Source organism: Pseudomonas sp. NPDC086581 (assembly GCF_044746165.1).
Taxonomy (GTDB): domain Bacteria; phylum Pseudomonadota; class Gammaproteobacteria; order Pseudomonadales; family Pseudomonadaceae; genus Pseudomonas.
On record NZ_JBIVBR010000011.1, the window covers coordinates 120,810 to 144,967 of the forward strand.

Annotated in this window: 23 protein-coding genes; 3 read left to right on the forward strand and 20 right to left on the reverse strand. The window is 65.3% G+C overall.

Annotated features, from left to right (window positions below):
• Nucleotides 1-585: hypothetical protein (locus ACIPK7_RS21950; RefSeq protein ID WP_401090154.1), on the reverse strand; the 585-nt coding region annotated here is incomplete at its 3' end.
• A gap of 334 nt (nucleotides 586-919) precedes the next feature.
• On the reverse strand, nucleotides 920-1,453 hold the full coding sequence (locus ACIPK7_RS21955) for a bacterioferritin (protein WP_401090155.1): 534 nt from the start codon (nucleotides 1,451-1,453) through the stop codon (nucleotides 920-922).
• A 294-nt stretch (nucleotides 1,454-1,747) separates the two neighbouring features.
• Here ACIPK7_RS21955 and ACIPK7_RS21960 point away from each other — a divergent pair, with 294 nt between their 5' ends.
• Nucleotides 1,748-3,832, forward strand: coding sequence for an AsmA family protein (locus ACIPK7_RS21960; RefSeq protein WP_401090157.1), 2,085 nt, complete (start codon nucleotides 1,748-1,750; stop codon nucleotides 3,830-3,832).
• Nucleotides 3,833-3,906: 74 nt separating this feature from the next.
• Here ACIPK7_RS21960 and ACIPK7_RS21965 read toward each other — a convergent pair whose 3' ends face one another.
• The 4 genes from ACIPK7_RS21965 to ACIPK7_RS21980 form a co-directional block, all read right to left on the reverse strand.
• Entirely contained in the window at nucleotides 3,907-4,362 is a 456-nt protein-coding gene (locus ACIPK7_RS21965) for a GyrI-like domain-containing protein (protein ID WP_401090159.1), read from the reverse strand.
• 143 nt (nucleotides 4,363-4,505) lie between these two features.
• A complete protein-coding gene (gene osmE, locus ACIPK7_RS21970; RefSeq protein WP_151188470.1) occupies nucleotides 4,506-4,850 on the reverse strand; it encodes an osmotically-inducible lipoprotein OsmE in 345 nt (114 codons plus the stop codon).
• Between the two features lie 87 nt (nucleotides 4,851-4,937).
• A complete protein-coding gene (locus tag ACIPK7_RS21975) occupies nucleotides 4,938-5,156 on the reverse strand; it encodes a hypothetical protein (protein WP_401090161.1) in 219 nt (72 codons plus the stop codon).
• A gap of 72 nt (nucleotides 5,157-5,228) precedes the next feature.
• Nucleotides 5,229-6,494 carry an Hsp70 family protein gene (locus ACIPK7_RS21980; RefSeq protein WP_401090163.1) on the reverse strand — a complete coding sequence of 422 codons (1,266 nt, stop codon included), beginning with the start codon at nucleotides 6,492-6,494 and terminating at the stop codon, nucleotides 5,229-5,231.
• Nucleotides 6,495-6,701: 207 nt separating this feature from the next.
• Here ACIPK7_RS21980 and ACIPK7_RS21985 point away from each other — a divergent pair, with 207 nt between their 5' ends.
• Nucleotides 6,702-7,565, forward strand: a complete 864-nt coding sequence (locus ACIPK7_RS21985; protein ID WP_017518216.1) for an oxaloacetate decarboxylase — start codon at nucleotides 6,702-6,704, stop codon at nucleotides 7,563-7,565.
• 35 nt (nucleotides 7,566-7,600) lie between these two features.
• Here ACIPK7_RS21985 and ACIPK7_RS21990 read toward each other — a convergent pair whose 3' ends face one another.
• Entirely contained in the window at nucleotides 7,601-8,245 is a 645-nt protein-coding gene (locus ACIPK7_RS21990) for a hypothetical protein (protein WP_401090165.1), read from the reverse strand.
• 177 nt (nucleotides 8,246-8,422) lie between these two features.
• On the opposite strand from ACIPK7_RS21990, the gene ACIPK7_RS21995 reads away from it, so the two are divergent.
• On the forward strand, nucleotides 8,423-8,689 hold the full coding sequence (locus ACIPK7_RS21995) for a DksA/TraR family C4-type zinc finger protein (RefSeq protein WP_401090167.1): 267 nt from the start codon (nucleotides 8,423-8,425) through the stop codon (nucleotides 8,687-8,689).
• A 322-nt stretch (nucleotides 8,690-9,011) separates the two neighbouring features.
• Here ACIPK7_RS21995 and ACIPK7_RS22000 read toward each other — a convergent pair whose 3' ends face one another.
• From ACIPK7_RS22000 to urtB, 13 genes are all read right to left on the reverse strand, one after another.
• Nucleotides 9,012-11,183 carry a GAF domain-containing protein gene (locus tag ACIPK7_RS22000; protein ID WP_401090169.1) on the reverse strand — a complete coding sequence of 724 codons (2,172 nt, stop codon included), beginning with the start codon at nucleotides 11,181-11,183 and terminating at the stop codon, nucleotides 9,012-9,014.
• Nucleotides 11,180-11,785 carry a biliverdin-producing heme oxygenase gene (locus ACIPK7_RS22005; RefSeq protein ID WP_401090171.1) on the reverse strand — a complete coding sequence of 202 codons (606 nt, stop codon included), beginning with the start codon at nucleotides 11,783-11,785 and terminating at the stop codon, nucleotides 11,180-11,182. The genes ACIPK7_RS22000 and ACIPK7_RS22005 overlap by 4 nt, the downstream gene beginning before the upstream one ends.
• A gap of 221 nt (nucleotides 11,786-12,006) precedes the next feature.
• The gene (locus ACIPK7_RS22010) at nucleotides 12,007-14,655 is read right to left on the reverse strand and encodes an autotransporter outer membrane beta-barrel domain-containing protein (RefSeq protein ID WP_401090173.1); all 2,649 of its coding nucleotides are present in this window, start codon (nucleotides 14,653-14,655) and stop codon (nucleotides 12,007-12,009) included.
• Between the two features lie 368 nt (nucleotides 14,656-15,023).
• A complete protein-coding gene (gene ureC / locus ACIPK7_RS22015) occupies nucleotides 15,024-16,724 on the reverse strand; it encodes an urease subunit alpha (protein ID WP_401090175.1) in 1,701 nt (566 codons plus the stop codon).
• A gap of 126 nt (nucleotides 16,725-16,850) precedes the next feature.
• Nucleotides 16,851-17,156, reverse strand: coding sequence for an urease subunit beta (locus ACIPK7_RS22020; protein WP_192434244.1), 306 nt, complete (start codon nucleotides 17,154-17,156; stop codon nucleotides 16,851-16,853).
• Nucleotides 17,153-17,659, reverse strand: a complete 507-nt coding sequence (locus ACIPK7_RS22025) for a GNAT family N-acetyltransferase (protein ID WP_192434246.1) — start codon at nucleotides 17,657-17,659, stop codon at nucleotides 17,153-17,155. The genes ACIPK7_RS22020 and ACIPK7_RS22025 overlap by 4 nt, the downstream gene beginning before the upstream one ends.
• Before the next feature lie 83 nt (nucleotides 17,660-17,742).
• Complete coding sequence (locus ACIPK7_RS22030; protein WP_192434248.1) at nucleotides 17,743-18,045, reverse strand: urease subunit gamma; 303 nt, start codon at nucleotides 18,043-18,045, stop codon at nucleotides 17,743-17,745.
• A gap of 1 nt (nucleotide 18,046) precedes the next feature.
• Nucleotides 18,047-18,880, reverse strand: coding sequence for an urease accessory protein UreD (locus ACIPK7_RS22035; protein WP_192434249.1), 834 nt, complete (start codon nucleotides 18,878-18,880; stop codon nucleotides 18,047-18,049).
• Between the two features lie 231 nt (nucleotides 18,881-19,111).
• Complete coding sequence (locus ACIPK7_RS22040) at nucleotides 19,112-19,564, reverse strand: GNAT family N-acetyltransferase (RefSeq protein ID WP_138214098.1); 453 nt, start codon at nucleotides 19,562-19,564, stop codon at nucleotides 19,112-19,114.
• 113 nt (nucleotides 19,565-19,677) lie between these two features.
• Entirely contained in the window at nucleotides 19,678-20,376 is a 699-nt protein-coding gene (gene urtE, locus ACIPK7_RS22045; RefSeq protein WP_138214099.1) for an urea ABC transporter ATP-binding subunit UrtE, read from the reverse strand.
• Between the two features lie 172 nt (nucleotides 20,377-20,548).
• Nucleotides 20,549-21,403 (reverse strand): urea ABC transporter ATP-binding protein UrtD, encoded by an 855-nt coding sequence (urtD, locus tag ACIPK7_RS22050; protein WP_192434253.1) that lies wholly within the window; start codon nucleotides 21,401-21,403, stop codon nucleotides 20,549-20,551.
• Entirely contained in the window at nucleotides 21,400-22,479 is a 1,080-nt protein-coding gene (gene urtC / locus ACIPK7_RS22055) for an urea ABC transporter permease subunit UrtC (RefSeq protein WP_192434255.1), read from the reverse strand. Before urtC ends, urtD begins: the two co-directional genes overlap by 4 nt.
• Nucleotides 22,476-24,062, reverse strand: a complete 1,587-nt coding sequence (gene urtB, locus ACIPK7_RS22060; protein WP_401090179.1) for an urea ABC transporter permease subunit UrtB — start codon at nucleotides 24,060-24,062, stop codon at nucleotides 22,476-22,478. The genes urtC and urtB overlap by 4 nt, the downstream gene beginning before the upstream one ends.
• Between the last annotated feature and the right edge of the window lie 96 nt (nucleotides 24,063-24,158).

Consider the following 24,158-nt stretch of genomic DNA (forward strand, 5'->3'; position numbering starts at 1 on the left):
GGTCTGGCTGGAGCCGTTCTCGGCGACGTTCATTGCCTGGTGCAGGCGATCAACCGACTTGCTCGAACCGTTTTCGGCAACGCTCATCTCGCTGTGTAGGCGGTCGATGGTCTTGCTCGAACCGTTTTCAGCCACGCCCAGTTGCTTGTGCAGGCGGTCGACGGTCTGGCTGGAGCCGTTCTCGGCGACGTTCATTGCCTGGTGCAGGCGATCAACCGACTTGCTCGAACCGTTTTCGGCAACGCTCATCTCGCTGTGCAGGCGGTCGATGGTCTTGCTCGAACCGTTTTCAGCCACGCCCAGTTGCTTGTGCAGACGGTCGACGGTCTGGCTGGAGCCATTCTCGGCCACGTTCATTTTCTGGAGCAGGCGATCGACCGACTGGCTGGAGCCGTTTTCGGCGATACGGGCCTTGGCCGCGTCCAGTAGTTTCTGCTGCTGACCCAGGCTGCGTTCGGCGCCGTCCTGAACCAGGATCTGGGTCTGGCTGGCGTTGATCACTGGGGATTCCTGCTGGGAGCCGGCGAAAGCGGCATTGGCAGCAAGTACGGAGAGGGCAAAGCCAAGTACGAGGGTGCGTTTCATGATGCGGCTCCAGAAAGAGTGGGGAGTTCGTTGGACACGGACTCAGTATCTGTTCTGGATTATCGATTGGAAAACGATGCTGGAAGATAGTCGCTATCGATGTCGATGATTGTTTAATTTTTCATTTAAAATCATATAGTTAATTATGAAAGATGACTTATATCAACGCCTTCGATGGCCGGTATTGGTGTGATTGTTAATATCTTATTATTCGATGTATTGATCGAATAATCCTGGCTCAAGGGCTCTGGGATGCGGGTTTTGGCCGTATGGCGGAGCCCGAAAGCACGACGCCCGGCCGGAGCCGGGCATCGATCAGGGCAATGGAAAGGGGTTACTTGAGATCCTGCAGGAGGTCGGCCATGTCGTCGGCGTGCTCCTCCTCCTGGGCGAGGATCTCCTCGAACAGGCGGCGCGTGGTCGGGTCGTCATCACCCAGGTAGACGACGATCTCGCGGTAGCTGTCGACTGCGATGCGTTCCGCCACCAGATTCTCGGTGATCATCTCGCGCAGGTTGGCGCCGGCCACGTATTCGGCGTGGGAGCGTTCTGTCAGGCCTTGGGGGTTGAAGTCCGGCTCGCCGCCCAGCTGCATGATGCGCTCGGCCAGTTGGTCGGCGTGCTGCAGCTCCTGGGTGGCGTGCTCGAGGAATTCGGCGGCGGCCACGCTGGCCTTCAGTCCGGTGGCCATGAAGTAGTGGCGCTTGTAGCGCAGGTAGCAGACCAGTTCGGTGGCCAGCGACTCGTTGAGCAGACGCAGCACGGTCTTGCGGTCGGCATGGTAGCCCTCGGTCACTGCGCCATCCTCGATGTTCTGGCGCGCCCTCTGGCGCAGGGTCTGGACGTCGGTCAGTTGTGCCTGGTTCATCAGATGTCTCCTTACGGCGGGCCTTGTTGCGGGCCGGCGCTGCGGTGGCGCGCGGCGTGTTCGGGTCACAAGGGTGTGAGTCGCAGGTCATCGGGAAAGTTTGGTTTTTTTTGCCTGGAGCGCCGCTGCTCAGAATTGCCCCGCAGATTGCGGGAGCCATCACCTCGCTATGCTGGTCCAAGACGACAGGCCAAGGGAGAATGCCGGCCCGGCATGCTCAGGCGGCCGATGATGACCGGCAGCGGCGTGGGGACGTCGCTGCTTCCACCGACGCGGCAAGCAGGGAGTTCAGGTATGACGCGCGGGAAAAGAATCTGCCTCTGGAGCTTCACGGGTTTCATCGCGGTGATCGCCGCGCTGGTGGTGTTCATCGCCACCTTCGACTGGAACCGCGTGAAGCCGACCATCAATGAGAAAGTCTCGGCCGAGCTGGGACGCCCCTTCGCCATCAATGGCGACCTGCAGGTGTTCTGGCGCACCGAGCCGGAAGAGGGCGGTTGGCGTGCCTATGTGCCATGGCCGCACTTCAGCGCGGCGGACATCACCCTGGGCAATCCCGAATGGGCCGCTGGCAAGACGCGTTCGACGAACTTTGCCAGCCTGGAAAAGGTGGAATTCCGCCTCGCCCCGCTGCCGCTGCTGTGGCAGACCGTGAATATCCCGCAGATCGTCCTCACCCGCCCCAGCGCCGATCTGCTGCGGCTCGCGGATGGGCGCGCAACTTGGACCTTCGAACTGCCGAAAAAGGAAGAAGACCCCAACGCCCCGCCCGAGCAGTCGTCTTGGAAGCTGGATATCGGCGAGATCGGCTTCGACAAGGGCAGCGTCACCCTCGATGATCAGCACCTGAAGACCCGCCTGGAGCTGCTGGTGGACCCGCTCGGCAAGCCGGTGCCGTTTGGCGAACTCGCAGGCAAGGCGCTGGCCGGCGGTGACAAGGCTGAGACCCAGGACTATGTGTTCGGCTGGAAGCTCAAGGGCCAGTACAAGGGGCTGCCGCTCAACGGCTCGGGCAAGGTCGGCGGCATGCTTGCCCTGCAGAATGCTGCCAAGCCCTTCCCGGTGCAGGCTGATGTCTCCGCCGGGAGCACCCGCGCGAGCATCGTCGGCACGCTGGTCGACCCGCTGAATCTCGGCGCGCTGGACCTGCGCCTGAAGCTGGCTGGCACCAGCATGGCCAATCTCTTCCCACTCACCGGCGTGACCCTGCCCGATACGCCGGCCTACGAGACCGACGGCCGTCTGAAAGCCGAGTTACACGATTCGGCCGGCGCGCAGTTCCACTATGAGAACTTCAACGGCAAGGTCGGCGACAGCGATCTGCATGGCGACCTGGTGTTCGTCAATCGCCAGCCGCGGCCCAAGCTCTCCGGCAAGCTGCGCTCGGACCAGCTGCGCATGGCCGACCTCGGTCCGCTGATCGGCGCCGACTCCAACAAGGAGAAGCAGGCGCGTGGCCAGAGCACCCGTCAGCCGGCGGACAAGGTGCTGCCGGTGGAGGAGTTCCGCACTGACCGCTGGCGCGCCATGGACGCCGACGTGGAGTTCACCGGCAAGCGCATCGTCCACAGCGACAAGCTGCCGATCAGCGACCTCTATACCCACCTGGTGCTCAATGACGGCCTGCTCACCCTGGAGCCGCTGCGCTTCGGCGTGGCCGGCGGCACGCTGGATTCGCACATCCGCCTGGACGGCGGCAAGACGCCGCTGCAGAGCAAGGTCCAGTTACAGGCGCGCAGTTTCAAGCTCAAGGAGCTGTTCCCCAGCTTCGCGCCGATGCAGTCGAGCTTCGGCGAGCTGAACGGCGACGCGGCCATCAGCGGCACCGGCAATTCGGTGGCAACCATCCTCGCGGGCGCCAACGGCGAGATGAAGCTGCTGATCAACGACGGGCGCATCAGTCGCAGCCTTATGGAAATTGCCGGGCTCAACGTGGGCAACTACGTGGTGAACAAGCTGTTCGGCGATGACGAGGTGAAGATCAATTGCGCCGCCGCCGACGTGGGCATCGCCGACGGTCTGGCCAAACCGCGGGTGTTCGCCTTCGACACCGAGAACGCGATCATCACGGTGGACGGCACGGCCAACTTCGCCACCGAGCAGTTGGACCTGGACATCACTCCGCAGAGCAAGGGCGTGCGCATCTTCTCCCTGCGCTCGCCACTCTATGTGCAGGGCACCTTCAAGAACCCGAAGGCGGGTGTGCATGTATTGCCACTGGCCGCGCGCGGCGCGGGGATGGTCGCCCTGGGCGTGGCTGTGGCCCCTGCGGCTGCGCTGTTGGCGCTGATCGCGCCGAGCAAGCAGGACGACAATCAGTGCGCCGCCCTGCTGGAGCAGATGAAGCAGCCGGCGAAAGCGCCCACGAAGGGCAAATGAGCACCTGCCGGTGACGCCAGTGCGTAGGGCGCATAACCCGGTACGGGGTATGCGCACTGCTGGCTACCGGCTGATCAGTAGATCGGCACGTACAGATCGGTTTCCGAGGCCGGGTCCTGCGGGCCGAGGAAGCGCTCGGTGTAGCGCTCCAGGTCCACGCCTTTCTTCGGCTCCAGACCGTGGCGGGCCAGCAGGCTGGAATAGATGGCCTGGAAACTGTCGGCGATGGCGCTGACCGGGCCGATGTGGGTGAACACCGCGTACTTCTGCGCAGGCACAGCGAAGCTGATCATGCCCTCTGGTACGGCCGCGCCGGCGTCCACCGGCAGGCCGGCGATGTAGTGGAACTCGCCGCCCGGCAGCTGGGTGCAGACGCCATAGGCGGTCTTGTCCGTCGTGCTGGCCGCGACTTCCTGTTCGCGTGGCAGGAAGCGCTGCCACAGCTGGCCGATGCTGTCGCCCGGCGCACTGCCGCGGTAGTCCATGCCCACTACTTCGAAGGCGGGCAGTTCGATGATGCGGTATTTCATGGGCGACTCCTGAGATGGCTGCAGGGATGATAGACGGCCATCGTGTAGCGGGAATATCCCCGGCGTGGGCGATCGTGGCGACGGCCTAATGAAAAAGGCCCCCGCCGTTGGGCGAGGGCCTTGTCGTCACGGAGCAAACGCCCTCACGGCTGGTAGTCGCGCTCGTGGCGATCCAGTTCGGAACAGGTCATGAAGCCCGATCCGTCCACCCGGCCACTGCCGTCGAAGCTCACGTAGAAGGGCTGTTGCTGCCCGTCCTTGCTGAGGATGTAGCTGTTGCAGCTGCCCGGCTTCATGAGGCGCTTCTGGGTTGCCGATGGGGTGCCGCCGATCTTCAGGACTTCTTCCTGGCTCATCCCTTTCTCGACGTTGCGCACCAGCGGCTCATCGCGATAGGTGATGTAGTTGACCGGGTTCTGCACCTTGGTGGACGCGCAGCCCGCCACCGAAGCCAGTACCAGCAGCGCCAGCAGTGATCGCTTGTACATGGTGTTCTCCTTGGTTGAGCAACTCACTCGCTCAACTTGGAGCCTAGGCCATGCCGCGGCGTTCAAGAAATCTGCGCGAGGCCGCGCTTACTCGGCTTCCTTGATGGCGTCGTCGAGGCGCTGCTGGTTCTGCGCGTTGGCCGCATCGACCTGCTGCTTGAGCTGCTGCATCTGCTGCTGCGCCTGTTGCGCCTGCTGGGCCTGCAGGTTGGCGGTGGTGGCCGCGGTGGCGGCGGTCTCGCCCAGTCCGCAGGCGGAAAGGGCGGCGGACAGGAACAGCAGGCTGGCCAGTTGGACGGTGCGCATGGCGGACTCCGGGCGCGAGGGGTATTACCGCCACACTAGCGCATGGCGGCATGTCCGTCAGTGAGCGGCTGCTCAGCCGTAGCGCTTCATCGCCTCGATGGCCAGGCCGTTGCCGATCCCGCCGAAACGGTCGCCGTCGACGTGACAGGCGTTGGGCAGCATCACCGCCACGCTCTGGCGCAGCGCCGGCACGCCGGAGGAGCCACCGGTGAAGAACACGGTGTCGACCCGCGTCGGGTCCACGTCGGCGGAATTCAGCAGGTCGCTGATGCTGCCGCGCACGCGCTCCAGCAGCGGGCCGATGGCGCCTTCGAACAGCTCGCGGCTCAGCTCGGCGACCAGGCCCGGCTCGACGCGTGTCAGGTCGATGTCGCGGCGCTCGGTGTCGGACAGTTCGATCTTGCTGGCTTCCACCTGCATCGCCAGCCAGTGGCCGGCGCGCTGCTCGATGAGCTTGAACAGGCGATCGATGCCGGTGGCGTCGACGATGTCGTAGCGCATGTTCTGCAGCGCCAGCTGGGACTTCTGCGCGTATACCGCGTTGATGGTGTGCCAGGTGGCGAGGTTGAGGTGGTAGCTGGTGGGCATGAAGGCGTCGCTCTTCATCTTGCTGCCGTAGCCGAACAGCGGCATCACGCCCTGGATGCTCAGTTGCTTGTCGAAGTCGGTACCGCCGATGTGCACGCCGCCGGTGGCGAGGATATCGCCCTGGCGGTCGGCCACTTCGCGGCGCTCTGGTGACAGGCGCACCAGAGAAAAGTCCGAGGTACCGCCGCCAATGTCGACGATGAGCACCAGCTCTTCGCGCTCGATGCTGCGCTCGTAGTCGAAGGCTGCGGCGAGCGGTTCGTACTGGAAGGACACGTCCTTGAAGCCGAGCTTCTGCGCCACGGCCACCAGGGTGTCCTGCGCTTCCTGGTCGGCCTTGGGATCATCGTCGACGAAGAACACCGGACGACCCAGCACCACGGAATCGAACTCGCGACCGGCGACCGCTTCGGCGCGCTTCTTCAGCTCGCCGATGAACAGCCCTAGCAGGTCCTTGAACGGCATGGCGCTGCCCAGCACGGTGGTCTCGCTTTTCAGCAGCGAGGAGCCCAGCAGGCTTTTCAGCGAACGCATCAGGCGGCCTTCATAGCCTTCCAGGTATTCGTGCAGGGCCAGGCGGCCGTAAACCGGACGGCGTTCCTCGACGTTGAAGAAGATCACCGAGGGCAGGGTGATCTTGTCGTCTTCCAGGGCGATCAGCGGTTCGGCGTCCGGGCGCCACCAGCCGACGGTGGAGTTGGAGGTGCCGAAGTCGATGCCCAGGGCGCGGGCCGCAGTGGTCGGGAACATGGTGCAGGATGTCCGGAGAAAAAACGGCCGCGCAGTGTACGCGAGCGCTTTGGGAAAATCAGGGTATCCGTCGGAAGGCTATGGTGGCAAAGAGGGCTTGGGGAGTAGCTTGTAGTTTTGCTACATTGTGTTCCTGTAGTTTTCCTACAAGAGTTATCCACTATCTGATTTCCGTTCTCCCACCCGTACAAGCAGTTGGATCCCACCATGCACAGAGCCTCCTTCCACGAATTGCGCAAGGATTTCCGCGCCTTACTGAATTCTTCAGCCTGCTATCACACCGCTTCGGTGTTCGATCCAATGTCCGCGCGCATCGCCGGCGACTTGGGGTTCGAAGTGGGCATCCTGGGCGGTTCTGTAGCTTCACTACAAGTTTTGGCGGCGCCTGATTTCGCGCTGATCACCCTGAGCGAATTCACCGAGCAGGCCACCCGCATCGGCCGTGTCGCCCGCCTGCCGGTGATCGCCGATGCCGACCACGGCTACGGCAACGCGCTCAACACCATGCGTACCATCGTCGAGCTGGAGCGCGCTGGCGTGGCCGCGCTGACCATCGAGGACACCCTGCTGCCGGCGCAGTTCGGCCGCAAGTCCACCGACCTGATCCCGGTCGAGGAAGGCGTCGGCAAGATCCGCGCGGCGCTGGAAGCGCGCATCGATTCGGAAATGGCGATCATCGCCCGCACCAACGCCGAAGTGCTGGAAGTGGACGATGTTATCCGCCGCACCCTGGCCTACCAGGCCGCTGGCGCCGACGGCATCTGCATGGTCGGCATCCGCGACTTCGATCACCTGGAAGCCATCTCCCGCCACCTGTCCGTGCCGCTGATGCTGGTCTCCTACGGCAACCCCGAGCTGCGCGACGACGCGCGCCTGGCCGAGCTGGGCGTGCGCATCGTGGTCGACGGTCATGCCGCCTACTTCGCGGCGATCAAGGCCACCTACGACTGCCTGCGCGAGCAGCGCGGCGTGCATGCCTCCGACCTGACCGCTTCGGAGCTGGCCAAGAAATACACGCTGCCCGAGGAGTACCAGATCTGGGCGCGCGAATACATGGAAGTCAAAGAGTAGAACCGCCTGTTCTGTTCTTTTCTGCTCTGGGCCGCTCAGCGACGCGGTAGATGCGCCAGCAGGTATTCGACCTGGGCGTTGAAGGGATAGAGCAGAGTGCCTTCGGGTTTCTCCGCCTTGCGCAGGTAGCTCCAGCGCGAGAGCAGGGAGTCCCGGCTGGCACCGGCGGGTAGCGCCGCCAGACGTTCGCCGATCTGTACCTGCAGTTCCCCGATGCGTGCCGCATCCTCCCCGCTTTCCTTCCCCAGCAAACGCCCGTTGGCCCGCCGCGCCTCCAGTAGCGCCAGCTCGCGCAATTCGTCTTCAAGCCCCTGTCGCACCGGCTCCCGCGCGAGGATGAAGGTGTCGAACAATCCGGCCACATCTCGTGTCTGCGCGACTGCGTTTTGCAGGTCCACGTCCTTCTGCGAGTAAGCCGCGCGCACCTGCTCCAGTGTTTGTCGATAGAGCTGCCAGAGGTCCTTCAGGTTGGCCGCATTCTTCTGCTGTGACAGCTGCTGCTCGAAGCTTGGCGCGAGGCCATCCAGCCGCGTGAGGAAACGATCATCGCCGGTGGCGCTGTACAGCAGCAGGTAGCGCTCCATGTCGCGCAGGCCGGCATCCACGGCGTCGGCATTGGCGGCGCGCGGCAACAGGCCGGCGAGCAGGAGGCTGGCGATCAGGGTGCAGGCTTGGCGCATGGCGGGGTTCCGATAGTCAAAGGTCTCCCAATTCTCGGCAGGCATGCCTGTGCGGACCATCAGACGTATCTGGTTCACCAGCGACGCGTTCGTCGCTTAGCGCGCCATCGCCCTTGCAATCACCAATGCCGCCCTGCATATCTTCTGGAAGACACGACTATTCCACGGGAGGTTGCCATGGCCAGCGGCTGGGCAAACGACGGAGCGGTTCAGGAGCAGATCGACAGCACCATCGAGGACGCCATCGCACGGGCGCGCAACCAGATGCCCAAGGGCCAGAGTCTGACCCATTGCGAGGAATGCGATGCGCCTATCCCCGAGGCGCGGCGCAAGGCTATCCCCGGCGTGCGCCTGTGCGTGAAGTGCCAGGCCGAGCACGACAAGGAGCAGGCCAACTACGCCGGCTACAACCGCCGCGGCAGTAAGGACAGCCAGTTGCGCTGACGCACTTTGGCTGGATATGAAAACGGCGCCCTTGGGCGCCGTTTCGATTTTTTGAATCGCGGTATTGCTGGCGAGCCTGGAGTTCCCTTGTAAGAGCACTTGTCTGCTTTCCGGCGAGTTTGTGCCGACGTTTCCCCCTCACCCCAGCCCTCTCCCCGAGAGAGAGGGAGCAGATTGTGCCGGCTGATGCGGTAGTTTCATCCTGCACCGAACGGTCCCTTCTCGCTCAGGGGCGGGGTCCGCAGCCAGGCTGAAGGCAGTTCCGAGCCCTGGAGTACCACTGTCAGCGAGCCATGCCCGAGATCGCGCGCATGGCACGCTTCTACAGGCGTGTGCCCGGATCGAGCGGCACCAGTACGCTGAAGGTGATGATGCCGTCGGCCTGCTCCACCTCGATGCGGCCGCCGTGGGCGCTGACGATGGCCTGGGAGATGTACAGGCCGATGCCCAGCCCGCTCTTGTTGCGGCCATGGCCACCGACGTCCTGCTTGAACGGCTCGAAGAGGTTGGCGATGCGCGGCTCGTCCAGCGCTTCGGCTTCGTTGAGGATGCTCAGCCGCGCCAGTTCATCCTGGCGGCGCAGCTCCACCAGCACCGGGCGACCGGGACGGCCATGGTGGCGGGCGTTGCTCAACAGGTTGGCGATCACCTGCAGATAGCGGTCCGGGTCGACCTGCGCCTGTACGTCATCCTCGATGGCGGTCTCGATGGACAGGCCGGGATAGGCCACGTCGGTTTCCTGGACGATGTCGCGCACCAGTCGCGAGAGGTCGGCGGCCACCGGCTTCACCGTCATTCCCGCGCCGCTCTGCAGCCGGCTCATTTCCAGTATCTGGCTGATCAGGCGTTCCATACGGGTGCTGGAATAGGTGATGTGCTGGCGCAATTCGGCGTTGCGCACGTCGCTGGAGGAAAGCATCGCTGCCGCCATGGAAATCGATTGCAGCGGGTTGCGCAGGTCGTGGCCGAGTACGGCGATCAGGCGCTGGCGCATGCGGTCGATTTCGCCGGCCCGGTTCAGGCACAGCTCCACCAGTTCAGTGCGCAGCTTCTCGGCGATGGAGAGGTCGATGCCGGTCCAGGGCATGGAGCGCCCGCGAACCACTTCCTCCCAGGCTTCGAACGAGCCGCGGGGAGTCAGGCGCGCTCCGGAGGGCCCGGTCTTGATGATTTTCTCCGGCTTGCCGCCCCAGCGGATGCGATGTACCTGCTCCAGGCGCAGCCAGACGATCCAGCCCGACTCCTGGCGATGGAAACGGATGGCCATGACGCCGCAATAGCGTGGGTCGTGCAGATCGTTGGGCAGTACGAGGCGCTGGTCGCTGTGGAACAGATCCAGCTCCTCGTTCTGCTGCAGTTGGGCGACGATCGCCACTGCCAGGTCGTCGAAGTCACCACCGATGCTGCTGGCGCGCCCGCCGAGCATCACCACCGCGCCATCGCACGGCAGCAGGTCGGCGATGTTGGCGCCGGGGCGCGACAGGGCGCTGAGCAGGTCGTCGGAGTCGCGGGTGCGGCGCAGCAGCGCCTGCTGGCGCTCGGAGGCCTGGCGCAGCAGTTCGCTGACGCGGCTCTGCTCCAGGCGCTCGACCATGGCGCTGCACACCTGGGAAAACACCTGGAAGGACATGCGGATCGGATAAGGTACTACCTTCGGGCTCATGTGGTGACAGGAGAACAGCCCCCACAGGCGCCCGCCGACCACGATGGAAATGCTCATCGAGGCGCGCACGCCCATGTTGGCGAGGTACTCGCAATGGATCGGCGAGACGCTGCGCAGGGTGCTGAAACTCAGGTCGAACGGCTTGCCGCTGCGCGGGTTCAGCGTGGGGCGCACGGCCACCGGCTGGTAGGCCGCATCGCCGATCAGGCGCACCGGATTCTGCAGGTACAGGCGCCGCGCCTGGGCGGGAATGTCCGAGGCCGGGTAGCGCTGGCCCAGGTAGCTTTCCAGGTCCTCGCGGCGGGATTCGGCGACCACTTCACCGGAGTCGTCCTCGTTGAAGCGGTAGGCCATGACGCGGTCGTAGCCGGTCATCCGCCGCACTTCCTCGGTGACGCTGACCAGCAGACTCTCTACGTCGTTGCGCAGCTGCAGCTGGCTGACCAGGCGCTGGGCGTTGAGGGCGAAGGTGGTGAAGGACGCGGTGCCGGCGGCGCGCCGCTCGAATTCCAGGTAGCGCACGCCGTCATGGCTGTGGCCGATCACGTCGAAGAAGCGCCGGTTGATCCGCGCTTCCACACTGTTGACCCAGGGAACTTCGTCGCTGAGCCCTTGGGCGAGCATTGCCAGCACGCCGGGGCCGACGTCGGCCTCCGCCAGCGGCTCGCCCAGCGTCGGGGCGATGCCCAGCAGGGTGCCGAGATTGTCGCTGAAGCCGAGCACGTTGCCCTGCTCGTCGAGGGCGATCAGCGCGCCGTGGGGCTGGATCGCGCCGGGCACATGGATGGGTTCGTCCTCGCAGTTGGCGAGGGTGACCGTCTGTTCGCTCATGTCGGGACCGCCCGGCGCGGTGCGGTGTCCAGCACCCAGTCGCGGAACGAGGTGAAGGCGCGCACCGCGGCAGCCTGGGCGAGGGCAATCTCTTCCGGCGTGGTGACATGCTCGGCCAGCAGGCGCTGGAAGGCGGCCCAGCGCTCGCCGGTGTGTTCGCCGTAGCCTTGCAGCCAGCGCAGTGGAAGAGGTTCGAGAGGGGCCTTGAGGCGCTTGTAGAGCACCCGTCCGCCTAGGGTAGCGCCCTCAGCGACATAGGCGATGCCGAAGGCTTCGGCGAGGTTGTTCGCCACCGGTGCAGCGGGGCAGTCGGGCCGGTCGGCGGTGACCTGCGGGCCTGCCTGCAGGTCGGCTTCCAGCCATCGGCTCTTGCCGCGACGCAGGAGTGCATCTTCGGCGTCGGGCCAGTGTGGCCAGAGAGCTTGCTCCAGCGGCCGCATCCAGCCCAGCACGCGTGCAGCGTGGTCGAGGTAGTCGGCACGGGTCAGTGCGCAGGTAAGCGGCGAACGGCTGTCGAGGTCGGCATGCAGTTCATGGGTGGCGGCGCGCAAGGCAGCCAGCGCGGGCGAGATGCCCGGGCGTTCGTTCGGTTGCGAAGTCATCGCCGTCATCGCGGGTCCACCTTTTCTTCGAGCTGCGAAGCATAGCAGCTCGTGCTGCGCGACCGGGGCGGCGAGAAAAAAATTGATCGAATAGTCAGGAGCGTCGCGTTGACGTCGACTTGTTTGATCGCGAGTGGGCGACAGCGCCTGTACAGCAGTTCGCGGTGCGCATGAAAAAAGGCCGCCGCAGTTCGCTGCGGCGGCCCTGGTTCACGGCGGGGTCAGAAGTTGACCTTCAGGCCCAGCGTCACCGCCTGGTCGCGGTAGCCGTTGTCGCCGAACTGTTTGCCCACTTCACCCCAGACGTTGACCCGGCTGTTCACCTTGCTGGTGGCGCCGAGTTTGACTTCGAAGATGTCGCTGGCGCCGTCCATTTCGAACTTGGTGCTGCCCATCTTCGCGCCGAAGTCGTCGGTGTTATGGATCCAGTTGGTTTCCACATAGGGCTCCACACCATAGGTGTTGGCGAAGCCGCCTTCCTTGTTGCTGCGCACGGCGGCGCGGGCACCAAGCCGGGTCATGATGTTGCCGTCGCCCTGGCCGGTGACCTTGGTGCCATTGGCCTCGCGGTGGCTGTCGGCCTTCACGCCCATGTAGACGACCTGTGCCTGCGGCTGGACGTAGTAGCTGGCGCTTTCGGTCTTCGCCACGGTGAAGGTTTTGCCGGCCTCGATGGAAGCGGTGATGCCCTTGGCGCCGTATGTCTCCTTGGCCAGTTGCTCGCCGCGAACTTCGGCATCGAAATCATTCCACAATATCCAGCTGTCGACGTAGGCGCCGTTTTCATCGTCCTTGTTCTCGTACCAGGTGCCATAGACGCCCAGGCTGTAGCCGTCGATCTCGCCGCGCGAGCTGTAGCCGGTGATGCGCGACTTGGTCGTGGAGTTGCCGTTGGCGTAGCCGGCCATCACGCCGACGACCCAGTCGCCGTTGTCGGTCTGCTTGCGGTACAGGTCGCTGCCCAGTTGCAGCACGTAGCGGTTGGATTCGGTCTTCAGTTGCCCGCTGTTGTCTTCCCAACGGCTGGAGCCGTCGACGTTGCGCATCCAGAGCATCGAGGTGACCTGCTTGCCGGTGTCCGGATCGACGTAGGTCAGGTTGCCGGTGCGGTCATGCAGGCGGTGCAGGAACATTGTGTTGGCCGCCGCGAGGTTGGCGGTGTAGCTGCCGCCTTCGGGCTGGCGCACGCGGTCCTTGTCGTTGGGAGTGGGTTTCTCCGGCACCGGGGCGGTCGGGCCCGGATCGACCGGGCCGGGATCTTCCGGACCCGGATCAACGGGACCTGGGTCTTCGGGACCGGGATCGACGGGACCGGGGTCTTCGGGGCCTGGGTCGACAGGATCGGGATCTTCCGGCTCTGGTTCGGTCGGCCTGTACGAGGTCAGGTACCAGTCGCTGTCCGCGCCGGTCGAGCCGACGAAGCTGCCGCCGCGGCGCAGCATGTACTCGTAGCCGCCCTCGGTCACCCGGTCGGATTTGAACTCGCCGGCCGAGGTACCGCCGACGGTGATCATCTGGATGCCTTCCAGGGTCTCGGCGCCGGGGCCGTCGGTATTGTTGACGGTCACGCGGGTCTCGCCCGAGGTGTTACCGGCCACCGCCAGCTTGTCGGTCTCGGAGGTGTCGTCACCCAGATAGGTGTTCATCACCAGGTGGCCGCCGCCGCTGAAGTCGCCATCCACTGTCAGGGTCTTGTAGGTGTAGGCACCGTGTTCGTCGTGGCGGTCGTAGACCAGTTGGGCTCCGTCGGTGAGAGCCAGGTTGGTGAGGTTGGAGTTGCCGGTCATGAACCAGTGGCTGCTCGCGCCGTCCATCGCCAGGTTGATCACGCCGTCGGTGGCGGTGCTGGTGGTGCCGTTGAGGTAGGAGCCGGCGGCCATGTTCAGGTCGATGACGCCGGTCTTATCGGCATACAGCCACATGCCCTTGCGGTTCTGTGCATCGGCTGCAGCGCTGCTGTCGAGGTGATACACGGAGGCGGCTTCCGAGCGGATGAGCGAATCTGCTCCGGAAGCGTAGAGCGCGCGATTGCCGTCTGCGACAGTGACGCTGGTATCGCCCTGCAAGTACACCTGCCCACCGCGATCGCCGTTCTTGTCCGCTGCCGTCTGGGCATAGATGCCGTAGGCGTTGGTCTTTTCGGTGGTGATGCTGGTATCGCCCAGGCGAATCACGCCGCCGCGATTGGCATACACCGCGTGCGCGGAGCTGCCCTTGGAGACAATGGTGCTGCCGTCGCCGAGGATCACCTCTGCGTCGCCCCAGTAGGTGTTGGCCGACAGCGAGCGGTTGCCGGCGTAGACCGCGTATCCCGTACCATCCAGCGAGTTGGCGCCGCTGCCGTTGGTGGTGATCTGTGCACCGCTGCCCAGCTCGATGAGGTTCTTGCCACCGTTCTTCGATGTGTTGGCGCGTACGCCCATGCCCGAACCTTCGGCGGTGATGATGGCTCCGTCACCGACCCGTACCTCGGAGTTCAGCGCGTTCTCGGTGACGTTGATGCCATCGGCCGAGCTGCCCTTGGTGACGATGTGCAGCTTCTCGATGTTGATCTTGCTGCCGCCGTTGTTGGCCTGGATCGCGTCCGATTTGCTGGATGCGGTGGTGATCGACACGTCCTTGAGGTTGTACTTCGAGCTGTTGCCATAGATGCCGAAGCCGGTGGGCGTGAAGGACTGATCTTCACCCGTGGTGTCGATCACGATTTTCTCGTAGGTCGATGTATCGCCGGGTGCCCAGTAGATGGTGGTCGTGCAGTTGAGGGTCGTGCCATTTGCGGCACAGGAGCCCGCGGTGGCGCCGCCGCTGTGGGCGAGCATGCTGGCGGCCAAGGCGATATGGGCGGCCAACAGAGTCTTCTTGAAGCGCATTGCAAACCTCCTTGCCTCCGTCGCCACGTGACGATTCGGGGCATGTTTCCAGCGCCTGGAGCCGTTCTTGGCTGGTGATCGCAAGAGCTGGCTTGCGGATCGGTTCCTGCTTTCGCTGGACGATGGCGCCTGACGAGTCAGGCCTGGGGAGGGCAAGGCCGTAAATGTTCGAGCCCTGCCCAATCCGCTGCGGAGGGGGCGCGTCGGATCAGTGGACTCATTGTTCAGAAAGCGTTCAGCTAGCCGAATAAGACGAATCTCAATCGGCCTGGAGCAGAGCAGGGGAACGAGAGAAGCTTGATTTATCGCAATGGACAAACGCCGGACCGGGCATTGCGCACCGGTTCGCCGTTAGTAGTTGGAATGGGTCAGAAGAGGAAGTACCGCTGCGCCATCGGCAGCACCTCAGCCGGTTCGCACCAGAGCAACTGCCCATCCGCGCGTACCTGATAGTTCTGCGCATCGACCTCGATGTGCGGCAGGTAGGCGTTGTGGATCAGGTCGGTTTTCTGCACCGTGCGGCAGCCCTTCACCACGCCGATGGCCTTGTGCAGGCCCAGCTCGTGGTGCACGCCGAGCTCGAATGCCGCCTGGCTGAGGAAGGTCAGGCAGGTGGCGTGGCGGCTGCCGCCGTAGCTTGCGAACATCGGCCGGTAGTGCACCGGTTGCGGTGTCGGGATCGAGGCGTTGGCGTCGCCCATCAGGCTGGCGGCGATGGCGCCGCCCTTGAGGATCAGGCTTGGCTTCACGCCGAAGAAGGCCGGGCGCCAGAGTACCAGGTCGGCCAGCTTGCCCACTTCGATGCTGCCCACTTCATGGGCCACGCCGTGGGTGATCGCCGGGTTGATGGTGTACTTGGCGATATAGCGTTTCGCGCGGAAGTTGTCGTTGCGCGCGCCGTCGCCGTCCAGTGCGCCGCGCTGCTGTTTCATCTTGTCGGCGGTCTGCCAGGTGCGTGTGATGACCTCGCCGACGCGGCCCATGGCCTGGCTGTCGGAGCTGATCATGCTGAAGGCGCCGAGGTCGTGGAGGATGTCCTCGGCGGCGATGGTCTCGCGGCGAATGCGTGATTCGGCGAAGGCCACGTCTTCGGCGATGCTCGGGTCCAGGTGGTGGCAGACCATGAGCATGTCCAGGTGTTCATCGATGGTGTTGCGGGTGAAGGGCCGGGTCGGGTTGGTCGAGCTGGGCAGCACGTTGGCGAAGCCGCAGGCCTTGATGATGTCCGGCGCGTGGCCGCCACCGGCGCCCTCGGTGTGGTAGGTGTGAATGGTGCGGCCCTTGAAGGCGGCGAGGGTGGTTTCGACGAAGCCGGATTCGTTTAGCGTGTCGGTGTGGATCGCCACCTGCACGTCGAGGCGGTCGGCCACGGTCAGGCAGTTGTCGATGGCCGCCGGGGTGGTGCCCCAGTCCTCGTGCAGCTTCAGGCCGATGGCACCGGCGCGCACCTGTTCTTCCAGCGGCAGCGGCAGGCTGGCGTTGCCCTTGCCGGTGAAGCCGATGTTCATCGGGAAGGCATCCGCGGCCTGGAGCATGCGCGCCATGTGCCAGGGACCGGAGGTGCAGGTGGTGGCGTTGGTGCCGGTGGCCGGCCCGGTGCCGCCACCGATCATGGTGGTGACCCCGCTCATCAGTGCCTCTTCGATCTGTTGCGGACAGATGAAGTGGATGTGCGTGTCGATGCCGCCGGCGGTAAGGATCATGCCCTCGCCGGCGATCACTTCGGTGCTGGCGCCCAGGGCAATGGTCACGCCGGGCTGGATGTCCGGGTTGCCGGCCTTGCCGATGGCAGCAATGCGCCCGTGCTTGAGGCCGACGTCGGCCTTGACGATGCCCCAGTGGTCGAGGATCAGCGCGTTGGTGATCACCGTATCGACGACCTGCGCGGCGCACAGCTGGCTCTGGCCCATGCCGTCGCGGATGACCTTGCCGCCGCCGAACTTCACTTCCTCGCCGTAGACGGTGAAGTCCTGCTCCACCTCGATCCACAGACCGGTATCGGCCAGGCGCACGCGGTCGCCGACGGTGGGGCCGAACATGTCGGCGTAGGCTTGGCGGCTTATTTTCATCGGGGCTCCTTGGCGGTTGGCGTTATTCGTTTTCTTCCTGGGCTTTGTACGTGGGGCTTAACCCTCTCTCTAGCCCTCTCCCTTCAGGGAGAGGGCTAGAGAGAGGGTCCTGGCCGTGGCACGAAGTCACAAAGAGCCCATCACCCGTCCGGCAAATCCATAAACCTTGCGGTCGCCGGCCAGTTCGACCAGCTCCACCTCGCGGCTCTGCCCCGGCTCGAAGCGCACGGCGGTGCCTGCCGGGATGTTCAGGCGCATGCCGCGCGCGGCGTTGCGGTCGAACAGCAGCGCATCGTTGGTCTCGAAGAAGTGGTAGTGCGAGCCGACCTGGATCGGTCGGTCGCCGCTGTTGGCCACCGTCAGCGCGAGGGTGCGACGGCCGGCGTTGAGTTCGATCTCGCCGGGCTGGATGTCGTATTCGCCAGGGATCATGGGGAGCTCCGTGGGTCGAGGATCAGTTGCATGAAGGTCAGGTCCAGCCAGCGTCCGAACTTCTGGCCCACCTGCGGCATCTGCCCGGTGGTAGCGAAGCCCAGGCGTTCGTGCAGGCGGATCGACGCCGTGTTGTCACTTTCAATGGCCGCGACCATCACATGCAGGCCCTGGACGCGGGCGCGCTCGATCAGCGCCTGCATCAGTAGCGGACCGAGGCCCTTGCCGCGCTGGTCGGCACGCACGTAGACCGAGTGCTCGACCGTCTCGCGGAAGCCGTCGAAGGCGCGCCATGGGCCGTAGCTGGCGTACCCGACCACTTCGCCGCCGTCCTCGGCCACCAGCACCGGGAAGCCCTGCTGCGTGCGCATTTCCAGCCAGACGCGGCGGTTCTCCAGGTCGATGGCGACCTCGTTCCAGATCGCGGTGGTGTTGAGCACGGCGTCGTTGTAGATGTCGCGCAGACTGCCGAGGTCGGCTTGGCTGGCGTCGCGGATGAGCATGTCGGTTCCTCAGGTTCGCAGGGCGAATGAAGCGGCACGCTTCATCGGCCATAGTCTTTGCGCCGCCGGTTGAGCGTGCGCGATCAGGCGATGGGCTGGTGCACAGTGACCAGCTTGGTGCCGTCCGGGAAAGTGGCTTCCACCTGGATCTCCGGGATCATTTCCGGCACGCCCTCCATCACCTGTTCACGGGTCAGCAGCGTGGTGCCGTAGTGCATCAGGTCGGCGACCGTCTGGCCATCCCGCGCGCCTTCGAGCAGGGCTGCGGAGATCAGTGCCACGGCCTCCGGGTAGTTGAGCCTTACACCACGGGCGAGGCGGCGCTCGGCGACCAGGCCGGCGGTGAAGATCAGCAGCTTGTCCTTCTCGCGAGGGGTCAAATCCATCTCAGGTGCTCCAGATACGGGGAGGAACGGCCTCGCGGCCGAGCAGCGCCGGCCGCAACCGGCGCCAGAGTTCGATGAGCCAGGCACGGGCGTGCAGCGCCTCATGGGCGAGGCAGCGGGCGACTACCAGGCCGGGCAGTTGGGTGAGGTTGCCGCGCCCCTGGCAGGGGATGGCGCGGCAGGCTTCGATCAGCGTCGCGTCGATCTGTCCGCTGGCGATCAGCGTCGCCATCACTGGGTGGCCGGCAAGGCCGATGGGTGAGTCGAGCAGGCGGTCGTTGCCGGTCACGCGCTGGCGCTCGTGCCACAGGCGCTGGCCGTCTCGGCGGATGTCCAGAGCGGCGGCGAAGTGGCCGTCTTCGAAGCGCTCGCGGCTGGCTGGGCGGCCGAGGGCGACGACGTCCCAGTAGAACAGCCGGGCGGTGGCTTCGAGGTCGATGCGAGTCGTCAGCTCGGCCTGCGCGCCGGAGTAGACGATGGTTTCCTGCGGCAGCCATTCCAGCGTGGCGCCAGGGCCAACGCGGATGTCCAGCTGCTGCTTCGCCGGGCAGCCGGCGCGGTACCACTTGGCAGCGCCGGGGCTGGTGAGCTGTACCCAGCTGTCCTGGCTGGCATGGATATCGATGTCGAGCGTATCGCCACCGGCGATACCACCGGGCGGATGCACGACGATATGTTGGCAAACCTGCGGCCCTTCCGCGTACAGGTGCTTCTGCACCCGCAGCGGCCCGAGGTGACGCCGGGTGACTGGCCGCGTGCTGTCGCCGGTGCGGGCATAGGCCAGCTCCAGCTCGGCGTGCCAGGCGGGGTGGAAAAGGATGGCCGGTGCGTTCATGGGCAGCTGCAAAACCAGGGATGCTCAGGACAGAGCAAGCAGCGTGCCGGGATGCGCCAGGATAGTGCGTGGTGCTCTCCAGACGTGCGGCAAGACAGCGTCGGCGCGGGTTCGACGACAGTCGAGACGATTGTCCGATCGGTCAGGTATGGGCGCGGTTGCGGTGCATTGAGGGGTTCGGCGCACCGCATTGGTGCGGATTTTCCTGTAGGACCGCCAGGCCGTGGGGGCTCAGCCCAGCTGCTTGCGCATGTATACGCGGCGGAAGCCGTTTTCCAGCCGGCGCGCATATTCCTGGTAGCCGTTCTTCGCGTACAACTCGATGTTTTCCACCATGCGCTCGTTGGTGTAGAGGTACAGCGACTGGTAGCCCAGTTGCACGGCAGCCTCTTCGGCATGCACCAGCAGTTCGCGGCCGATGCCTTGCCCTGCGCACTCGGGTAGCACAGCGATGTTGTCGAGCAGGAAGCCCTCGTCGGTCTCGCGCATCACCAGCAGGCCGACTGGCGCGCCGTCCTGTTCGGCGATCAGCACGCGGTCCTCGGCGATCACCGCGTGGTAGTCGTCGAGCATCGGCCCTGGCTTGCGGCCCAGCTTGGGAATCCACTGGGCGTAGGCTGCCGCCACGCAGACCGCGGCGAATCCGGCGTCGTCGTTGACGGCGGGGCGCAGGGTGATCGGCATGGGAGGCTCCAGGAAAAACGAATACGGGGCCTGGCAGCTTGCCACCCGCTGCCATCATTCGCCAGTGACAGGTCGTCTCACGAGCTTGCTGGCGAACCCGCCGACAGGTCGGCTCAGATCGTCACCAATCCACGTACACCGTCGCTTTCCATGTCTGCGCCGCGGCCCTGCTGGACTATCTCGCCACGGGACATCACCAGGTACTGGTCGGCCAGCTCGGCGGCGAAATCGTAGAACTGCTCCACCAGCAGGATGGCCATGTCGCCACGTTCGGCGAGCTTGCGGATCACCGCGCCGATCTCCTTGATTACCGAGGGTTGGATGCCTTCGGTGGGCTCGTCGAGGATCAGCAGGCGCGGCCGGCTGGCCAGTGCGCGGCCGATGGCGAGCTGTTGCTGCTGGCCGCCGGAGAGGTCGCCGCCGCGACGCTGCTTCATCTCCCGCAGCACCGGGAACAACTCATAGATGAACTCCGGCACGGCCTTGGCTTCGCCGGCGCTGAACCGCGACAGGCCCATCAGCAGGTTTTCTTCCACGGTGAGACGAGGAAAGATTTCCCGCCCCTGGGGCACGTAGGCGATGCCGGCGTGCACGCGCTGGTGCGGCTTGAAACCGGTGATCGGCTTGCCCTCCCAGCTGACCTTGCCATCCTTGGCCGGCACCAGGCCCATCAGGCAGCGCAGCAGGGTGGTCTTGCCCACGCCGTTGCGTCCGAGCAGGCAGGTGACCTCGCCGATCTTCGCGTCGAATGACAGGCCACGCAGGATGTGGCTGCCGCCGTAGTACTGGTGCAGTTTGTCGACTTGCAGCATGGATTGGTTCCTAGGCTCTTGGCTTTGAGAGCGCCGTTGTAAAGGGCCGTGATCGCGCCTGTGGATGCAAGGCGCCGGATACTTCACCCAGCGGAGTTGCCGACTGGCAATGAGCATGGGGGAAGTGTCCGGCAACGCCGCAGACGCGGGTGCGAGCGCGGTCAATTCAGAACTAGCGCCCCAGATAAACCTCTATGACCTGCTCATTCGCCTGTACGTCCTCCAGCGAACCCTCGGCAAGCACGTGCCCCTGGTGCAGCACGCTGACGTGGTCGGCGATGCTGCCGACGAAGCCCATGTCGTGCTCCACCACCATCAGCGAATGCTTTCCGGCGAGGGACTTGAACAGCTCGGCGGTGAACTCGGTCTCGGCGTCGGTCATGCCCGCCACCGGCTCGTCCAGCAGCAACAGTTGCGGCTCCTGCACCAGCAGCATGCCGATCTCCAGGAACTGCTTCTGCCCGTGGGAGAGCAGCCCGGCGGGGCGGTTGCGCGACTCGCGCAGGCGGATGGTGGTGAGCACCTCCTCGATGCGGTCCTTCTGCTCGCCGGAGAGCTTTGCCCGCAGGCTGGCCCACACCGACTTGTCGGTCTTCTGCGCGAGCTCCAGGTTCTCGAACACCGAGAGCGCCTCGAACACCGTGGGCTTCTGGAACTTGCGGCCGATGCCGGCCTGGGCGATCTCCACCTCGCTCATGCGGGTCAGGTCGAGGGTTTCGCCGAAGAAGGCCTTGCCATTGTCCGGACGGGTCTTGCCGGTGATCACGTCCATCAGCGTGGTCTTGCCCGCGCCGTTGGGGCCGATGATGCAGCGCAGTTCGCCGACGCCGATATACAGCGTGAGGTCGCGCAGGGCGCGGAAGCCATCGAAGCTGACATTGATGTCTTCCAGGGTGAGGATGGTGCCGTGGCGCACGTCCAGCTGGCCGCTGGCGCTCGAACCGATGCCGATGGCATCGCGGCTGGCGCCTGGGTCTCGGTTGGGATCGTAGGCCGGTTCCAGCATCAGGTGGGGGACCGCTCTCATTGCTCTTTCTCCCGCTTGATCAGGCCGAGGATGCCGCGCGGCAGGTACAGGGTGACGACGATGAACAGCGCGCCGAGGAAGAACAGCCAGTACTCGGGAAAGGCCACGGTGAACCAGCTCTTCGCGCCGTTCACCACGCCTGCGCCGAGCAGCGGGCCGATCAGCGTGCCGCGCCCGCCGAGGGCGACCCAGACGGCGGCCTCGATGGAGTTGGTCGGCGACATTTCGCTGGGGTTGATGATCCCCACCAGCGGCACGAACAGCGCACCGGCGAGACCGCAGAGCACCGCGCTCAGGGTCCATACGAAGAGCTTGTAGCCGCGCGGGTCGTAGCCGCAGAACATCAGGCGGTTCTCGGCATCGCGCAGGGCGGTGAGCACCCGGCCGAACTTGCTGCGCGCCAGGGCGAAGCCGATGGCCAGGCTCGCCGCCAGCAGCAGGACGATGGCGATGAACAGCGCCGCGCGGGTGCCCGGCGCGGTGATCGGAAAGCCCAGGATGCTGCGGAAGTTGGTGAAGCCGTTGTTGCCGCCGAAGCCCGTCTCGTTGCGGAAGAACAGCAGCATGCCGGCGAAGGTCAGCGCCTGGGTCATGATCGAGAAGTACACGCCCTTGATCCGCGAGCGGAAGGCGAAGAAGCCGAATACCAGGGCCAGCAGGCCGGGCGCCAGCACCACCAGGCACAGCGCCCAGAGGAAGTGCTGGGTGCCGGCCCAGTACCAGGGCAGCTCCGTCCAGGAGAGGAAGGTCATGAACGCCGGCAACTGGTCGCCGGCCGCCTCGCGCATCAGGTACATGCCCATGGCGTAACCGCCGAGGGCGAAGAACAGCCCGTGGCCCAGCGACAACAGGCCGGCATAGCCCCAGACCAGGTCCAGGGCCAGCGCGACGATGGCGTAGCAGAGGATCTTGCCGGTGAGCGTCAGCCCATAGGCGGAGAGGTGCAGCGCGTGGCTCTCCGGCAGCAGGTGCAGCAGCGGCAGGATCAGCAGCGCGACGAGCGCGGCGCCGACGAGCCCGGCGGTGAGTTTCGGGCCGGCCTTCTGCGCGGCCGTCACGGTGAGTGGCTGGTTCAATCGATGACCCTCCCTTTCAGAGCGAAGAGCCCCTGCGGACGTTTCTGGATGAACAGGATGATCAGCGCGAGGATCAGGATCTTGCCCAGCACCGCGCCGATCTGCGGTTCGAGGATCTTGTTCGCCACGCCCAGGCCGAAGGCCGCCAGCACGCTGCCGGCGAGCTGGCCGACGCCGCCGAGCACCACCACCAGGAAGGAGTCGATGATGTAGCTCTGGCCCAGGTCCGGGCCGACGTTGCCGACCTGCGACAGCGCCACGCCACCGAGGCCGGCGATACCCGAGCCGAGGCCGAAGGCGAGCATGTCCACGCGGCCGGTGGGTACGCCGCAGCAGGCGGCCATGTTGCGGTTCTGGGTGACGGCGCGGACGTTCAGGCCCAGCCGTGTGCGGTTGAGCAGCAGCCAGGTGAGCGCCAGCACGAACAGCGCGAAGCCAATGATGACGATGCGGTTCCACGGCAGCACGAGGTTGGGCAGCACCTGGATGCCGCCGGACAGCCACGCCGGGTTGGCCACCTCGACGTTCTGCGCGCCGAACAGCACGCGCACCAGCTGGATCAGCACCAGGCTGATGCCCCAGGTGGCGAGCAAGGTTTCCAACGGTCGACCGTAGAGATGGCGGATCACTGTGCGCTCCAGCGCCATGCCGATGCACGCGGTGACGAGGAAGGCCACCGGCAGGGCGAGCAGCGGGTAGAGCTCCAGCACGCCGGGCGCGTAACGCTGGCAGAGCAGCTGCACCACGTAGGTGGAGTAGGCACCGAGCATCAGCATCTCGCCGTGGGCCATGTTGATCACCCCGAGCAGGCCGTAGGTGATCGCCAGGCCCAGTGCGGCGAGCAGCAGGATCGAGCCCAGCGACAGGCCGCTGAAGGCCTGGCCGAACAGGTCGCCCATCAACAGGCGGCGCTTGACCTGGCCGAGGCTGGTGGCGGCTGCCGTGCGTACCGAGTCGTCGGGTTCGACGGCGGGATCGAGCAGATTCTCCAGGCGGGTGCGTGCCTGCGGATCGCCGGATTCACCCAGCAGGCGCACGGCGGAAAGGCGCACTGCCGGGGCCGGGTCGGCCAGCTGCAGGTTGGCCAGGGCCAGTTGCAGGGCGGCTTTTACTCCATCGTCGGATTCTTCGTTGAGGCGAAATTCGAGCAGTGTGCGTTGCGCCGGGCGGGCGCTCTTCTGCAGCTGGCGGGCGGCTTCAAGACGCACTTCGACGCTGTCGGCGACCAGCTGGTGGCTGGCCATGGCGGTGTTCACCAGGCCGCGCAGGCGATTGTTCAGGCGCAGTTTGTCGGGCTCGCCGACCGCGGGGGCGCCACCCTCGGCCGGGTGGTACTGGCCGTCGTCGCCCAGCAGGAAGGCGCGGTTCTGCGCATCGACGGCGAGGCGGCCGGACTGGATAGCTTCCAGCAGCGGCAAGCGATCCCCATCGGGCGCGGTGGCCCATTGTTCGAGCAGTTTGGCGCGGGCGTCGTTGTCGGCGCTGGCGAAATCCTGTGCAGGGCCGGCGAAGGCGAGCTGCGGCAGCAGCGCGACTAGCGTCATGGCGCAGAGGCGGAGCAGGTGGAGCAAGGCAGTGGGCATCTTCGGAGTTCCCTGGGCAGCCGTGTGGGGCGGTTTGCCCTCTCCCTGCGCCTCTCCCTTCAGGGAGAGGGCTGAGGAGAGGGGCTTTACAGGCGG

Excerpts from the sequence above, each read along its gene's own strand:
- ACIPK7_RS22030 (WP_192434248.1), bottom strand. The coding sequence starts at position 18,045 with ATGGATTTGACCCCTCGCGAGAAGGACAAGCTGCTGATCTTCACCGCC.
- ACIPK7_RS22005 (WP_401090171.1), bottom strand. The coding sequence starts at position 11,785 with ATGACTTCGCAACCGAACGAACGCCCGGGCATCTCGCCCGCGCTGGCT.
- ACIPK7_RS21975 (WP_401090161.1), bottom strand. The coding sequence starts at position 5,156 with ATGCGCACCGTCCAACTGGCCAGCCTGCTGTTCCTGTCCGCCGCCCTT.
- urtE (WP_138214099.1), bottom strand. The coding sequence starts at position 20,376 with ATGCTGCAAGTCGACAAACTGCACCAGTACTACGGCGGCAGCCACATC.
- ACIPK7_RS22025 (WP_192434246.1), bottom strand. The coding sequence starts at position 17,659 with ATGCTCATCCGCGACGCCAGCCAAGCCGACCTCGGCAGTCTGCGCGAC.
- ACIPK7_RS22040 (WP_138214098.1), bottom strand. The coding sequence starts at position 19,564 with ATGCCGATCACCCTGCGCCCCGCCGTCAACGACGACGCCGGATTCGCC.
- ACIPK7_RS21980 (WP_401090163.1), bottom strand. The coding sequence starts at position 6,494 with ATGTTCCCGACCACTGCGGCCCGCGCCCTGGGCATCGACTTCGGCACC.
- ACIPK7_RS21990 (WP_401090165.1), bottom strand. The coding sequence starts at position 8,245 with ATGCGCCAAGCCTGCACCCTGATCGCCAGCCTCCTGCTCGCCGGCCTG.
- ACIPK7_RS22035 (WP_192434249.1), bottom strand. The coding sequence starts at position 18,880 with ATGAACGCACCGGCCATCCTTTTCCACCCCGCCTGGCACGCCGAGCTG.
- ACIPK7_RS21955 (WP_401090155.1), bottom strand. The coding sequence starts at position 1,453 with ATGAACCAGGCACAACTGACCGACGTCCAGACCCTGCGCCAGAGGGCG.
- urtB (WP_401090179.1), bottom strand. The coding sequence starts at position 24,062 with ATGCCCACTGCCTTGCTCCACCTGCTCCGCCTCTGCGCCATGACGCTA.
- ACIPK7_RS21995 (WP_401090167.1), top strand. The coding sequence starts at position 8,423 with ATGGCCAGCGGCTGGGCAAACGACGGAGCGGTTCAGGAGCAGATCGAC.
- ACIPK7_RS22000 (WP_401090169.1), bottom strand. The coding sequence starts at position 11,183 with ATGAGCGAACAGACGGTCACCCTCGCCAACTGCGAGGACGAACCCATC.
- ACIPK7_RS22020 (WP_192434244.1), bottom strand. The coding sequence starts at position 17,156 with ATGATCCCTGGCGAATACGACATCCAGCCCGGCGAGATCGAACTCAAC.
- ACIPK7_RS21965 (WP_401090159.1), bottom strand. The coding sequence starts at position 4,362 with ATGAAATACCGCATCATCGAACTGCCCGCCTTCGAAGTAGTGGGCATG.
- urtD (WP_192434253.1), bottom strand. The coding sequence starts at position 21,403 with ATGAGAGCGGTCCCCCACCTGATGCTGGAACCGGCCTACGATCCCAAC.
- ACIPK7_RS21960 (WP_401090157.1), top strand. The coding sequence starts at position 1,748 with ATGACGCGCGGGAAAAGAATCTGCCTCTGGAGCTTCACGGGTTTCATC.
- ACIPK7_RS22010 (WP_401090173.1), bottom strand. The coding sequence starts at position 14,655 with ATGCGCTTCAAGAAGACTCTGTTGGCCGCCCATATCGCCTTGGCCGCC.
- osmE (WP_151188470.1), bottom strand. The coding sequence starts at position 4,850 with ATGTACAAGCGATCACTGCTGGCGCTGCTGGTACTGGCTTCGGTGGCG.
- ACIPK7_RS21985 (WP_017518216.1), top strand. The coding sequence starts at position 6,702 with ATGCACAGAGCCTCCTTCCACGAATTGCGCAAGGATTTCCGCGCCTTA.
- ureC (WP_401090175.1), bottom strand. The coding sequence starts at position 16,724 with ATGAAAATAAGCCGCCAAGCCTACGCCGACATGTTCGGCCCCACCGTC.